The sequence below is a fragment of the Clostridium nitrophenolicum genome (assembly GCF_055391695.1).
The window spans coordinates 3,159,760-3,173,311 of record NZ_AP042469.1 but is presented as its reverse complement, the minus strand read 5'-3'; the positions used below and the strand labels follow the sequence as shown (position 1 = coordinate 3,173,311).

General features: G+C 32.6%; 11 protein-coding genes and 3 pseudogenes. 11 read left to right on the top strand and 3 right to left on the bottom strand.

What is annotated here, in order from left to right; translation table 11 throughout:
- The first annotated feature begins 86 nt into the window (after positions 1 to 86).
- From ACZ5N4_RS15030 to ACZ5N4_RS15020, 3 genes are read left to right on the top strand one after another with little or no spacing between them, the layout of a single operon-like run.
- On the top strand, positions 87 to 2,198 hold the full coding sequence (locus tag ACZ5N4_RS15030) for an FAD-dependent oxidoreductase (RefSeq protein WP_464203320.1): 2,112 nt from the start codon (positions 87 to 89) through the stop codon (positions 2,196 to 2,198).
- 15 nt (positions 2,199 to 2,213) lie between these two features.
- On the top strand, positions 2,214 to 3,455 hold the full coding sequence (locus tag ACZ5N4_RS15025; protein ID WP_464203319.1) for an NADH-ubiquinone oxidoreductase-F iron-sulfur binding region domain-containing protein: 1,242 nt from the start codon (positions 2,214 to 2,216) through the stop codon (positions 3,453 to 3,455).
- A 38-nt stretch (positions 3,456 to 3,493) separates the two neighbouring features.
- The gene (locus ACZ5N4_RS15020) at positions 3,494 to 4,951 is read left to right on the top strand and encodes an FAD-dependent oxidoreductase (RefSeq protein WP_464203318.1); all 1,458 of its coding nucleotides are present in this window, start codon (positions 3,494 to 3,496) and stop codon (positions 4,949 to 4,951) included.
- 135 nt (positions 4,952 to 5,086) lie between these two features.
- Here the strand turns inward: ACZ5N4_RS15020 and ACZ5N4_RS15015 are convergent, their stop codons facing one another.
- A complete protein-coding gene (locus tag ACZ5N4_RS15015; protein WP_464203317.1) occupies positions 5,087 to 5,614 on the bottom strand; it encodes a hypothetical protein in 528 nt (175 codons plus the stop codon).
- A gap of 342 nt (positions 5,615 to 5,956) precedes the next feature.
- Between ACZ5N4_RS15015 and ACZ5N4_RS15010 the strand changes: the two genes are divergently transcribed.
- The 5 genes and pseudogenes from ACZ5N4_RS15010 to ACZ5N4_RS14990 form a co-directional block, all read left to right on the top strand.
- On the top strand, positions 5,957 to 7,096 hold the full coding sequence (locus tag ACZ5N4_RS15010; RefSeq protein WP_464203316.1) for an aldo/keto reductase: 1,140 nt from the start codon (positions 5,957 to 5,959) through the stop codon (positions 7,094 to 7,096).
- A gap of 79 nt (positions 7,097 to 7,175) precedes the next feature.
- A complete protein-coding gene (locus tag ACZ5N4_RS15005; protein ID WP_464203315.1) occupies positions 7,176 to 8,330 on the top strand; it encodes an aldo/keto reductase in 1,155 nt (384 codons plus the stop codon).
- A 19-nt stretch (positions 8,331 to 8,349) separates the two neighbouring features.
- On the top strand, positions 8,350 to 8,736 hold the full coding sequence (locus tag ACZ5N4_RS15000; protein ID WP_464203314.1) for a MerR family transcriptional regulator: 387 nt from the start codon (positions 8,350 to 8,352) through the stop codon (positions 8,734 to 8,736).
- Between the two features lie 94 nt (positions 8,737 to 8,830).
- A pseudogene (gene larC / locus ACZ5N4_RS14995) lies at positions 8,831 to 8,944 on the top strand (nickel insertion protein); the annotation flags it as partial.
- Positions 8,944 to 9,090, top strand: a pseudogene (locus ACZ5N4_RS14990) (ATP-dependent sacrificial sulfur transferase LarE); the annotation flags it as partial. The pseudogenes larC and ACZ5N4_RS14990, both read left to right, overlap by 1 nt.
- A 160-nt stretch (positions 9,091 to 9,250) precedes the next feature.
- Here ACZ5N4_RS14990 and ACZ5N4_RS14985 read toward each other — a convergent pair.
- Positions 9,251 to 10,003, bottom strand: a complete 753-nt coding sequence (locus ACZ5N4_RS14985) for a TSUP family transporter (protein ID WP_464210958.1) — start codon at positions 10,001 to 10,003, stop codon at positions 9,251 to 9,253.
- 82 nt (positions 10,004 to 10,085) lie between these two features.
- On the bottom strand, positions 10,086 to 11,363 hold the full coding sequence (locus ACZ5N4_RS14980; RefSeq protein WP_464203313.1) for an aminotransferase class V-fold PLP-dependent enzyme: 1,278 nt from the start codon (positions 11,361 to 11,363) through the stop codon (positions 10,086 to 10,088).
- A gap of 123 nt (positions 11,364 to 11,486) precedes the next feature.
- Here ACZ5N4_RS14980 and ACZ5N4_RS14975 point away from each other — a divergent pair, with 123 nt between their 5' ends.
- The 3 genes and pseudogenes from ACZ5N4_RS14975 (at position 11,487) to ACZ5N4_RS14965 (ending at position 13,459) form a co-directional block, all read left to right on the top strand.
- The gene (locus tag ACZ5N4_RS14975; protein ID WP_464203312.1) at positions 11,487 to 12,434 is read left to right on the top strand and encodes a LysR family transcriptional regulator; all 948 of its coding nucleotides are present in this window, start codon (positions 11,487 to 11,489) and stop codon (positions 12,432 to 12,434) included.
- Positions 12,422 to 12,682: pseudogene (locus ACZ5N4_RS14970) on the top strand (AIR carboxylase family protein); the annotation flags it as partial. The gene ACZ5N4_RS14975 and the pseudogene ACZ5N4_RS14970, both read left to right, overlap by 13 nt.
- Before the next feature lie 201 nt (positions 12,683 to 12,883).
- Positions 12,884 to 13,459: a TetR/AcrR family transcriptional regulator gene (locus ACZ5N4_RS14965; protein WP_464203311.1), complete on the top strand. Its 576-nt coding sequence runs from the start codon at positions 12,884 to 12,886 to the stop codon at positions 13,457 to 13,459.
- Positions 13,460 to 13,552: the final 93 nt, after the last annotated feature.

The following is a 13,552-nucleotide window of genomic DNA, read 5'->3' as shown; positions in this document are numbered from 1 at the left end:
CGCTGTTGACTTTGCCCTTATAGCAAAGTTTATAGTTATAGTATAAATTAAGATTTGCAAATCAGTCAAGAAATTTGGAGGTTAACATGAGTAAAATCAATATTCTAGTAGATGGTATAGAATTATATGCAGATGAAAATAAAACAATCATGGAAGTGGCTGAGGAGGCTGATATTTATATTCCCCACCTTTGTCATCATCCTGACTTGCCCGATGTTGGTGGATGTAGATTATGTGTTGTTGAAATACAAGGCAGAGATGAAGCTCAAACAGCCTGTACTACGAAAATCGAACAAGGAATGATAGTAAAAACAAAATCTGAAAAATTAGATAAAATGAGAAGATTATCAATGGAATTGATGTTGGCAAATCATGTAGACGATTGCACAACATGTCCTAAATATCTAAAATGCGAATTACAATCATTAATTCAATACTTAGGTGTCAGTACCTCAAGACTAAGACGAACGCTAAATGCAGTACCTGTTGATACAAATAATCCGCTAATTATTCGTGATTTAAATCGATGTGTTGCCTGTGGCAGATGTGTTAGAGTATGTCAAGATATCAGAGGTGTAGAAATTTTAGGACTGGACAAAAATGAAGAAGATAGAGCATATGTGGGAATCAAAGGTAACTTATCCTTAGAAGATGCAAATTGCCGTTTTTGTGGTGCCTGTGTTGAAGTTTGTCCTACAGGAGCATTACAAGATAAAAAGGGTATCTTTAAAGAAGGAAATAGAGATGAGGTATTAATACCTTGTAAGCAAGAATGTCCAGCAGGAATTAACGTTCCTAAATATGTTCGTTTTATAAAGGAAGGTAATTTTGAAGAAGCAGCGGCAGTTATTCGTGAAAAGGCACCATTCCCAAAATCTCTAGGACTTGTCTGTATGCGTTTTTGTGAATCTGCCTGCCGAAGAAAAGAAATAAATGGAGCAGTATCAATTCGTGATCTAAAAAGATTTGCAGCTGAAAGTGACTCTTACAAGTGGAAAAAGAACTCCTTTAAAAAGGAAAGTACTAATAAAAAAGCTGCTATCATAGGAGCTGGACCAGCTGGGTTAACTGCTGCTTATTATCTTGCAAAATTAGGACATGCAATTGATATATACGAGAAACTTCCTGTTGCAGGGGGAATGCTGTCAGCAGGTATTCCAGATTATAGATTACCAAGAGGTGTTGTGGAATCAGAAATTGACATTATCCGTGAAGCTGGGGTAAATATTATTACAAACAGCAAAGTTGAATCGATGCAAGTCTTGAAGAATAAAGGATATGATGCAATTTTAATTGCTGTAGGAACAGATAAAGGAGTACGTATTCCAATTCCAGGTTCTGACTTAAAAGATGTCTATGTGAATATTGATTTCCTAAGAAGAGATTTAATAAATTTAGATATTAATATGAAAAAATCAGTAGTTGTTTTAGGAGGCGGTAATGTAGCCTTTGACTGTGCAAGGTCAACAAAAAGACTAGGATGTGAGAGCATATCTGTTGTTTGTTTAGAAGGGGCAGATAACATGACTGCCAGCGTTGAGGAAATAGAGGAAGCTAAAGAAGAAGGAATTCAAGTTTATAATAGCAGAACTTTTGTAAAGATTGAAGAAGCGGAAGGAAATGTTGCCGGAATTGTATGCCAGGAAGTAGAAAATTTCTACTTTGATGAAAATAAAAAGCTGGTTTTAAAGACGAAAGAAGGCTCAGAGCACTTAATTCCTGGAGAAATGATAATTTTTGCAACAGGACAAAGAGCGGATCTTACAGCTTTTGAAGAACTAAAACTTAATCCAAGAGGATTGGTAGACATTGATGATTGTTTTAAAACTAATATTGAGGGAGTTTTTGCCGTTGGAGATGCAGTTACTGGAACAGCTTCTGTTATTCAGGCAATAGCTGGTGCAAGAAAAGCAGCATCGAACATGGATGTATATTTAGGCGGAGATGGAATTATAGAAGAGACATTATCTTCAGAACAGACTTTAAATGGAAAAATAGGAATGGAAGAAGAATTTGCTAAAAAAGAATGTAGTAAGTATAAATGTATTTCAGTTGATAAAAGGATTGATAATTTTGATTTAATGACAGTTGGGATGGATGGAAAAACAGCAGAATGTGAGGCATCTAGATGCCTTCAGTGTGACTTGCGTCCTCAACTTAAAAAATCAAAATTCTGGACAGAGTATAAGGTAAAGTAAAAAGGCGGTGAAAAAATGTCAATGGAGAATATAAAGATATCCGGTCATGGAATTAAAAATAACAGTGTATTAGATAGATGGAAAAGTAGAGAATGGAAAGAACTAGCTTGTCTTTTTATTGAGGATAGGAGGCAAAGTGAAAACATTAAGTATTTGTTAGAAAACTATATGAACCAAGTCATTGATGGAATTAAGATATGCATGAATGAACTTAGAATAGAAAAATGCAAAATTTATCTTAGTAAATGTTATGCTGAATTTTTAAATGAATTAGATAAATATGGATTAGAAGTAGTTTTAGTTGATAATAAAAAAGACTTTGAAAAAGAAATATTTGATGGAGATACTCTTGTTCATCATTCAGAAACTCTATTAGCTCTTAGTCGTTCTCTCTCTGAGGAAAACTATATCCCTAGAAAAATAATAACACTAACAGGAGATGTTAAAAGCTCAGGGATATATGAAATTCCCTTTGAAGTATCTTTAAGAGAAATTATTAATCAATATGGTAATGGTACTAAATCTGAAAAAGCAATTAAATTTGTACAAGTTGGTGGAAACACAGGTGCTGTTTTTAGCGAAGAAGAGTTAGATACACCATTCTTATATTCTAATCTGATGGGTTACGGTACAATGCTTGAGACTGCAAAGATTGAAGTTTATAATTCAGATTCATGTATTGTAAAATGGTCCTTTGAAAAAATGCTCCAAAATAGCAAAGAAAGCTGTGGTAAATGTGTATATTGTCGAGAAGGTATTTATCAGCTTTATCGAATAGTTAAGGATGCAACAGAGGGAAAAGGAAGAGATGGAGATATTAATTTAGCTTTTGAGCTGTGTGAAACAATGAAAGCTGGAACACTATGTGATTTTGGGAAAAGTGCAGCTAACCCTTTATATACAGGAATTAATAAATTCGGAGATGAATTTGAAAAGCACATTGATAGAAAGATATGTGATACATTGAGTTGTATTTCTTATGCTAATTATTTCATTGACCCGAAAGATTGTAATGGTTGCGGAGAGTGTACTAATTGTCCTCAAAATGCAATCAAGGGTGGAGAAAAGTTGATCCATGTTATCAATCAGGATTCTTGCGATAAATGTGGAAAATGTGAAGAAGTTTGTACTGCAAAAGCAGTAAAAAGATATGGGAGAATAAAACCACAATTGCCTATAGAACCTATAGAGGTTGGAAGCTTTAAAGAAGGCGGATTAGGCGAAAAGAAAGGTCTTGGAAGAAGAAAGAGAAAATAGCTATAAAATATTTATATATAATTCAGGAGGTAAGAAAAATGCGCGAAATGGAAACAGATGTAATTGTTATAGGTGGTGGAGCAGCAGGAATGGCAGCAGCTATTTCAGCTGCAGAACAAGGTGCAGAGGTTATTGTATTTGAAAAGGCAAATACAACTGGTGGATGTGCTAACATGGCAATGGGACTCTTAGGAGTAGAAACAAAGATGCAAAAAGAAAGACTTGTTGATTGTACAAGAGAGGGAGCCTTTCAAAAATTTATGGATTACACACACTGGCGTTCTGATGCTAGGTTAGTAAAAAATTATATTTATAAATCAGCTAGTACAATTGAATGGTTGGAAGACATGGGTGTAAAATTTGCATTACCATCAAAATATTTTCCAGGATCAGAAGCAACTTGGCACATTGTTCAACCAAAAACAGGAGCACCTGGACTTAGAGCGGCTGCAACTATGATTAAAGCTATGACAGACAGGGCAGAAGAATTAGGAGTTAGAATTTGCTTAGAATCACCAATTCAGAAATTAATTAAAGAAGATGGCGAGGTTATTGGTGTCATTGCAAAGGATAAGGATGGAGAAATTACAGCATATGGTTCAGCAGTTATTATTGCAACAGGCGGATTTGGTGACAGTCCTGAATTTATTAAAAAGTATACAAGATTTGAATGGGGAAAGGATCTATTTTCTTATAGAATTCCTGGACTTACAGGTGATGGAATCAGCATGGCATGGGAAGCTGGCGCAGCAAGAGATAGAATGGATATGGAATTAGTTTTCTTTGCACCTAATACAGGTGGATATGCCCCAATTGAGCTTCCATTTAGACAACCAAATCTTTTTGTAAACCTAGATGGAGAAAGATTTTACGATGAATCTGTAGTTGAAAATCCTGTATTTTCAGTTAACGCTATATGTAGACAAAAGAATAGAATTGCATTCTCAATTATAGATGATAGTATCATGAAAGAATATGAGAAAAATGGTTTAGATTTAATAAATGTTGTTACTTCCAATATTAGCATGGATGATTTTAAACAAGAAATGGATGAACTTATTAAAAACGGAAATGATGTTTTATTTATTGCAGACTCTATTGAAGAATTAGCAGAAAAAACAGGAATTGATAAAAACGGACTTGTGAAAACACTAAATGAATATAATGAGTGTTGTAAATCAAGGGATAATATATTCAATAAAAATCCAAAATACTTAAAACCATTAATAGGGCAAAAATATTATGCTTTAAAATTTGCACCAAGTGCATATGGAAGCTTAGGTGGAATCAAAATTAACTACAAGACAGAAGTAATAGATACAGAAGACAAAGTAATACCAGGTTTATTTGCAGCAGGAACAGATGCAAACTCTATATGTAACCCAGACTATGTATTTGTTCTTCCAGGAAATACATTAGGATTTGCAGTGAACTCAGGCAGAATGGCTGGTGAAAATGCAGTTCAGTATATTAAAGAGCATTTTACAGAAGAATAGAAAAGGCTAATTACTAATGAATCAATGATTTAGAAAGCCTTAAATCTAAACTGAAACCCATGATAGTAGGGCGAACCTTTGAGGTCAGCCTTACTATCATGGGTTGCTTTATAAATTCAATAGAGTAACACTTTATTACTTTTGATCCTCAAATCCATTTCTGATAACTTTATATTCACCAGTTTCTACATTTAAATCATAAACACTAAAATTTGTATTTATATCAAATCCGTCATAATGCACAGCAATGTTTAGTGAAGCTGAGCCTTCTTCACCACTTACTATTCGGTGAAAAACTCCTTTTGACCAAACTAAAATTGCACCGCCTTCATAAATAAGTTCTCCATTTTTTAATATTTTATCAGGAGTTACGGTAAAGTGTTCTACTTTACCATGTTCTTTAGTATAAATGTCAACTTCTCTACGACCATGAAGAACTATTAAATTGTCATCTTGATGTTGGTGCATATACCATGGGTATTCTACATCTCCTACTGGGCCAGGTGAAACTGCTGCTTTTTTATGGATTACTCTATCAATAGAATCAACCTTTGAAATCATATCCATAGGAAATAAATCAAAAGTTACACCTGGTGTATTACGAAAATTTCTTAGCTTAATGATTTTATACATGTCTTTAACTTCTTCAATAATGTTTGACATAATAACTCCTTTCTAATATAAATTGTTAATAATAAGGTTCTGAAACTAAGGAAAGATATAGACAATATTTATGCAGAGTCTTTAGTACTTCAAAATTATATGCAAAATCTTTAAAATACATGCCAACTATATTTGTAAATATATAACCTCCAAATAACAGTAAGTTATCTGGAGGTTGTCTTTTTCTAATAAGAGTTCAGTTAATTTAATAGTATTTAAAAAAAATACTTGACTTGGAGTTAACTCCAAGTGGTAGAGTTTATATAGCAGGAGTGAACGCACTTGTCTGCATTAATGAAATTATTCCAGAAAATAAGTAAAAATGAAGGGGGAAATATAGATATGGAAAAGAAAAAATTAGGATTTGGATTTATGCGTCTACCAGTAAAGAACCAGGATGATCCAGAAAGCATTGATATGGATACATTAAATAAAATGGTAGATACTTTTTTAGAAAGAGGCTTTACTTATTTTGATACAGCTTATATGTATCATATGGGTAAGAGTGAAATAGCTATCAGAGAGGCTTTAGTAAAACGTCATAATAGAGATACTTTTACCTTAGCGACAAAATTACCAACAATGTTTTTAAAAACAAAAGAGGATCAGGAAAGAATTTTTAACGAACAGTTAGAAAAATGTGGTGTAAATTATTTTGATTACTATCTTCTTCACAATCTTGGTATAACAAATTATGAAACAGCAAAAAAATTTGATAGCTTTGCATTTGTTCAGGAAAAGAAAAAAGAAGGAAAAATTAGACAGGTTGGATTTTCTTTTCATGATAATGCGGATTTATTAGATGAAATCCTAACAGCACATCCGGAAGTAGATTTTGTTCAATTACAGATTAACTATTTGGATTGGGATAATGAGAGCATTCAATCAAGGAAATGCTACGAGGTAGCAAGAAAACATAATAAACCGGTTATTGTTATGGAACCTGTAAAAGGTGGTACCCTTGCGAAAGTGCCTGAAAAAGCAGAGCAATTATTTAAAGAGTATCATCCTAATATGTCAATACCATCGTGGGCTATTCGTTATGCTGCAAGCCATGAGGGAATTATGATGGTATTAAGTGGGATGTCTAGCATGGAACAGTTACTGGATAACATAGGATATATGCAAGAGTTTAAGCCTTTTGTACAGGAAGAATATGATATTGTAAAAAAGGCTGTGGAGATTATTAACGAAGCAATTGCTATTCCATGTACAGCTTGTCAGTACTGTGTGGAAAAATGTCCGAAAAACATAGATATTCCGAAGTATTTTGCATTATACAATACAGAAAAACAATCTTTGAAGACCGCGTTTTCTATACAAAGACTATATTACGATAACTATACAAAAACACGTGGTAAAGCATCAGAGTGTATCGGATGCAAACAGTGTGAAAGAAATTGTCCACAGCATATTGAGATTACAAAAGGTTTAAAGGATGTGGCTGATACCTTTGAAACAGAACTTCCTCTCCGCAGATAGAAGTCATTTTTAATTCAGAGAAAAACATATTGACTTGGAGATAACTCAAAGTGATATGCTTAGTTAGGGGGTGTGTAATTTGGAATATCGAATTTTAGGAAGAACAGGAATTAAAGTAAGTGCCATTGGTATTGGCGGTGAAGGATTTGAAAATAAAAGTTATGAAGATTGCGAAGCAATTATTGATTGTGCAATTAAAGAAGGTATTAATTTTATTGATATATATAACTCAAATCCTGAAGTTAGAAGCAACGTTGGTAAAGCGTTAAGTAAATATCCTAGAAGCAGTTTTGTTATTGAAGGACATTTATGTTCCACTTGGGATGAAGGACAATATAGACGTACTAGGGATTTTAATGAAGTAGTCAATGCATTTGAAGATTTTTTAGCTAGAATGCAGTTAGACTATGTGGATATAGGGATGATTCATTATGTTGATGATCAAAAAGATTTTGATAACATTTTTAATGGAGAAATAATTAAATATGCAAAAAGATTAAAAGAAAAGGGGATTATTAAATCTTTAGGAATATCAACACATAATACAGACATTGCCTTTAAAGCAGTGGAAACAGGAATAATTGATGTAATTTTATTTAGTATCAATGCTGCTTATGATATGTTACCAGCTACTAAGGATGTATACGAACTATTTGAAGAAAGTACTTTTAAAGACAGAGCTTATGAAGGTATTGATCCAAAACGTGATAAGTTATATAGAACTTGCGAAAATGAGGGCGTTGCTTTAACTGTTATGAAAGGATATGCTGCTGGAGTGTTATTAAGTGACAAACAATCACCTTTTGAAAAAGCACTGACACCAGTGCAATGTTTACATTACTGTTTAACTAGACCAGCAGTTGTTTCCGTAATGGTTGGAGTATCTAATACAGATCAAGTATTTGCAGCGACTGCTTATACTACTGCAAGTAATAAAGAAAAAGATTATAGTGAAGTTCTTGCAAATGCCCCAAGAAGTTCATTTAGCGGACATTGTATGTATTGTGGACATTGTGCCCCATGCTCGAAAAAGATAGATATTGCATCAGTAAATAAATATTTGGATTTAGCATTAATTCAAGAAGAGGTTCCTGAAACATTAAAGAATCATTATGACTTATTAGAACAGCACGCAAGTGAGTGTATAGAATGTGGGTTATGTATGAAAAACTGCCCATTTGGTGTAGATATCATTAATAAGATGAAACAGGCAGTTAAACTGTTTGGCAATTAAACAAAGGAGGGGCTTTTCTATGACGATTGCAGAAGTAAGTAAAAGATTTAACCTTTCAGCAGATACGCTGCGATATTATGAGCGAATTGGCTTAATTCCACCAGTGAATCGAAATGCAAGCGGAATCAGGAACTATACAGAAGAAGATTGTAATTGGATTCATTTTATAAAATGTATGCGTAGTGCAGGACTTTCCATTGAAGTCTTAGTAGAGTACGTAAGTATGTTCCAGCAAGGAACTTCTACAATCAAGGCTAGAAAAGAACTTTTGATAGAACAACGTAGTCAGCTTGCTGAAAAAATTAAAGAAATGCAGCAAACGTTGGAACGTTTGGATAAGAAAATTGATGGATATGAAGAAAGAGTATTGATAAAAGAAGAACAATTGAAAAGAACGGATAACTAATAATTGATAAATAGAGAATTAAATGGCGATTTCTCAAAAATCGAGATTGCGGGAACTTTCGAAAATGAACTTAAATTCTGAGTATGAAGTAAAAACAGTAGAAATCTTAAAGAATATTCCAATAAAGACTGGAATAGTACAATTTGAAACAACTACGCCTACAGGAGCAGCAATACTGGTAGCAAACGCTCATGAATTTACTCAAAAGAAGCTCCAATTATTGATTCAATTAAATTTAATCCAGAAAATAGATGCTATCTTTGCAAAACTGCAGTGTTTAGTATGATATTATCTATTGCTAAAGAACAAGGATATGATTATGTAACTTTAGATTTAGAAGGATATAGAGTAGGAAGCTTTAATGAAACTATTGCCCCAAAAGTCAATTAAGAGAATTAATATTAACATGCTTAAAAATGAGATTTTAAAAAGGGTTGTTTTAAAATCTCATTTTGTTTTCTTAACTGTATCTATTAGGTTGATGGCTATGGAGCTTTAGACTAATTAAAAATACTTAACTTATCATTCCATAAAGCATTTTAGTTGCTACAGCTAGAGACATAGTAACAAAGATTGGTTTTATGAGTTTTGCGCCCTTATTTAAAGCAACCTTTGTCCCTAATCTTGCACCTATTATCATAAATAAGGCTACTGGTATACCTATTTTATAATCAATTTGTCCTCGTAATGCAAACATACCTAAAGATGCAATATTACTTACAAAGTTTAAAACTTTTCCGTTTCCGCCAGCACGAGTAAAATCAAAAGAAAATATGCTTATAAGTCCGAATATCAAGAATGAACCTGTACCAGGGCCGAAAAAACCATCATAGAAACCTAGGGATAATGCAAGGATAATTCCAAGTAAAATATTCTTTTTAGTAAGACCTTGAAAGTTATCTTCAGTTCCTATGTTCTTTGAAAATAGGCTATAAATGCTAACAAGTAGTAGAAGTACTAGTACTATGGTATTGAGGTGCTTTGCATTGATATTAAGAACAGTATTTACACCTAAAACAGCACCTATAAAGGTAAAAGGAGCTAAAAACTTTAGAAGCTTAAAATCTACCTTACCAGATTGAGCAAATTTAATAGAACTTGTAAAGGAAGCACAGGAAGAAGAAAACTTGTTTGTCCCTAATGCTAAATGAGGAGGAATACCTGCCATTAAGAATGCAGGCATACTTATAATTCCGCCGCCGCCAGCTATAGAATCTACAAAGGCAGCACAAAATCCAGCTGCACATAAAAATATTAAGTTATTGATCAAGAATATACACTCCTTTAATAATTATACTAATCTTCATATCTGAACCATATTTTTTGGATTACAACTTTTCTTAATTTGATTACAATTGAGATATCTCCATTGTTACTTTTAAGAATTTATCAATATCCGCAGTTGAATTACAATGTAATGGTGCAACTCTAATAGCACCATCTAAATTGAAAGACTCAAGCATTCTCTTTGAATATGGGCTAGAAATCAATCTGTCATATACAATGACGCTTCTTTTTTCATATTCTCTAACTGCTTGTGAGTAGCCTATATTATCAAAGCCAATTGCAATTATAAAATCTCTTTTTGTAAGATCTTCGTAATCAAAGAATACTTTAACACCTTTCATATTTCTAAGTCCGGTAATTTCATTAGTGCCGTTAAGCATCCTAGCCATTAATGCTCTTTCTTGTAGAGTAATTTTTGTCATACCACAAGCAAATAATTCACGTCTGTCACTACTATCAATAAATTTGCTGCCAATCCAACATACATAGTTTACTATTTCAGTAACTACAGCAAATTGTGATGGAGCAGGACTACCTAGTTCCCATACATCAGCTTCTTTAGAAATTAATTTATGGTGTGGAAGTTCTGCTACTCTCTCAGATAGCCAAGCAATTCCTAAGCCTCTACAACCAAAGAATTTGTACGGAGCAAAGCTAATAGCATCAACAGGAGTTTTTTGAAGATCTATTAAAGCATGTGGGGTATGCTGTACTGCATCTACAATAATATATAAATCAGGTTTAATTTTACGAGCTTTTTTTATTATATTCTCAATATCATAGATAGCACCTGAAATGTTTGACGCATACATTACACTTAAAAGGCATGTATCTTTATCTATTAATTTAATAATTTCATCAACATTTACTCCACCTGTGACAGGGTTGCTTTTTGCCACCCTAAGTTCCTTGTCTAATTTTTTAGCATAATACTCGATTGAGTCATATGCTGAAGGATGTTCCAGTATAGATGTCACCATATTTGTGCCACTAATATTTTCAGCAATAGCTCGTACTATATCAAACATAGCTTGAGAAGCTGTTAGTGATGTAAAAACACTACCGCCTTTTGAATTGAAAATAGTTCTTACATCATTAATTCCATCTTCTAGAATTTTTTGTAAATATGATGCCGTTTTATGAATAGGGCCCGGATAATCTGGAATAGCATCAATTTTGGTAAATTGTTCTACTGCTTTTTTAAGTCTGAAAGAGCCTCCAGCGTTACCGAAAAAAAGCCTTTCACCAATATTATGGTCAGTATCTACATAGTAAAAACGTTCTTTAATTTCTTTTAATAGCTCATTTGAAAATAATTCTCCATTTTTTATGTTACTCATTTTATACATCTCCTTTTAAAGTATTGATACTTTATTTGATTGTACCATGGTAAAATGATATAATCTAATTCATATGTTTATATAATTATTATATAAATTTAATTATAGTCGGGAGATAGTAAAATGTTTCAAGGAATGAACTATGTATACGAAGTTTATAAAGAAGGTAGCTTTTCAAAAGCTGCAAAAAATCTTTATATCAGTCAACCAGCACTAAGTGCATATATCAAAAAAATAGAAACAGATATAGGAGTTTCTTTGTTTGATAGAAGTACCACACCAATACATTTAACTGAACCAGGGGAAATGTATATAAAGGCTATCCTTCAGGTCAAAGCCATTGAAAATAATCTTGAACAGTACTTTCAAGATATAATGAATCTAAAAACAGGAAAAGTTTCTATTGGTGGTTCAAATTTCTTTTGTTCATATGTACTTCCTGATATAATAGCAGAGTTCAAAAAACAACAACCAGGTATAACTGTAGATTTATCTGAAGTCAATTCCCTTGGTTTAAAGGAAGAACTGATGAAGGAGACAATTGATTTAGGAATAGAGTGTTGTTATTTAGATACAAAGCACTTTGAAAATCACGTAATTGGCAGAGAAAATATTATTTTAGCGGTTCCAGGAAATTATAAAATCAACGATGAATTAATTGCCTATCGCTTATCCTTTCAGGATATAGCAGAGAATAAACATCTGTCCCCTGATTTTCCATCTGTGCAGTTAAACAAATTTGCAAATGAGCCCTTTATTATACTTAAAAAAGGTAATGATATGTATACACGTAGTATAAAATTATGTCAAAAAGCTGGATTTGTACCAAAAGCGGTAATGTATATAGATCAATTAATGACATCTTATCATATTGCTTGTAAAGGTATAGGAATTGCATTCATACGAGATTCTTTAGTAAATCATGTGAACTTTAATCAAGATATTTGTTTCTATAAACTAGCGGGCGAGCTTTCTAGTAGAGAACTGGTTTTGATACGAAAAAAAAATCGATATTTATCGAGAAGTGTTGATGCATTCATAAATTCGATTACATCTTTTTTTCAAGGTTAGATGTTATTAGAGGTGCAAAAGTAGTTATAGTAATTGCAGGAATGGAAGGAGCTTTAGCTAGTGTTATAGGCGGTCTTGTGGACAAACCTGTGATAGCTGTTCCGACAAGTGTTGGCTATGGAGCCAACTTTGGAGGAGTTGCAGCTTTATTGTCCATGTTAAATAGTTGTGCTAGTGGTGTAAGTGTAGTAAATATAGATAATGGATTTGGTGCAGCGTATAATGCTAGTATAATTAATAAGTTATAAGTTAAGGTTCAGATAGAGAGAAATAAATATAAGCTATAAAACATTAATTGTAAATAAAGTAAAAAGTAGTTGATTGATATGCTTAAATAATATAGATTTGGTGTTATAATTTTTGTAGGTAATGTTTTTCATTATTCAAATGGAAAACATACAAAACCTTTTTACTGAAAAATTAATATTTTTGTATTAGAGGAGAAGATTATGAGACAGAATGCTAAATCTGAAATAATTGACTCATTTAAACAATTATTAAACAAGAAATCTATAGATAAGATTACAGTGAAGGGAATTTGTGAACATTGTGATGTAAACAGGCAGACTTTTTATAATCACTTTACTGATATTATGGATGTTTTTAAATTCATATTTCTTGAGGAATTATCAATAGAAATTGCACAAAACAGAACCTTTGAAACCTGGGGTGGTGGGTTCCTGGCTACAATGAATTATCTGAAGAAAAATTCGAAAATAATTTTACATGTATATAATTCTTCTTATTGGCCTGAAGCCAATACCTACATTACAGATCTTTCTAACAGGTTGCTGGACGATGTGGTTGAAGAGTGTGTTGAAAAAATGGGAGTAAAATTAAAGGAGAAAGATCAAAAGTTCATCGTTAATTTTTATAGACATGTGTTTAATGGGTTGATGATAGACTGGGTAAGTCAAGGAATGAAAGAGGAACCAGAAATTATACTTAAAAAGCTTTTGATCATGATAACAGGAAGTATTCCCCGCTCTGTGGCTGCCTTTGTAAAAGAAGAAATAAAAAAATAATTTTCGCAGAAAGAAGAAGGTGTTCAAAATAGACACTTTCTTTTTTTTGTCTATTGAAGAGTTCTTTACAGAAATTGTAAAATGAATTTAATA

Coding starts and splice junctions, on each gene's coding strand:
- ACZ5N4_RS15025 (WP_464203319.1), top strand. CDS start 2,214: ATGTCAATGGAGAATATAAAGATATCCGGTCATGGAATTAAAAATAAC.
- ACZ5N4_RS14965 (WP_464203311.1), top strand. CDS start 12,884: ATGAGACAGAATGCTAAATCTGAAATAATTGACTCATTTAAACAATTA.
- ACZ5N4_RS14980 (WP_464203313.1), bottom strand. CDS start 11,363: ATGAGTAACATAAAAAATGGAGAATTATTTTCAAATGAGCTATTAAAA.
- ACZ5N4_RS15010 (WP_464203316.1), top strand. CDS start 5,957: ATGGAAAAGAAAAAATTAGGATTTGGATTTATGCGTCTACCAGTAAAG.
- ACZ5N4_RS15000 (WP_464203314.1), top strand. CDS start 8,350: ATGACGATTGCAGAAGTAAGTAAAAGATTTAACCTTTCAGCAGATACG.
- ACZ5N4_RS15015 (WP_464203317.1), bottom strand. CDS start 5,614: ATGTCAAACATTATTGAAGAAGTTAAAGACATGTATAAAATCATTAAG.
- ACZ5N4_RS15020 (WP_464203318.1), top strand. CDS start 3,494: ATGCGCGAAATGGAAACAGATGTAATTGTTATAGGTGGTGGAGCAGCA.
- ACZ5N4_RS15030 (WP_464203320.1), top strand. CDS start 87: ATGAGTAAAATCAATATTCTAGTAGATGGTATAGAATTATATGCAGAT.
- ACZ5N4_RS14975 (WP_464203312.1), top strand. CDS start 11,487: ATGTTTCAAGGAATGAACTATGTATACGAAGTTTATAAAGAAGGTAGC.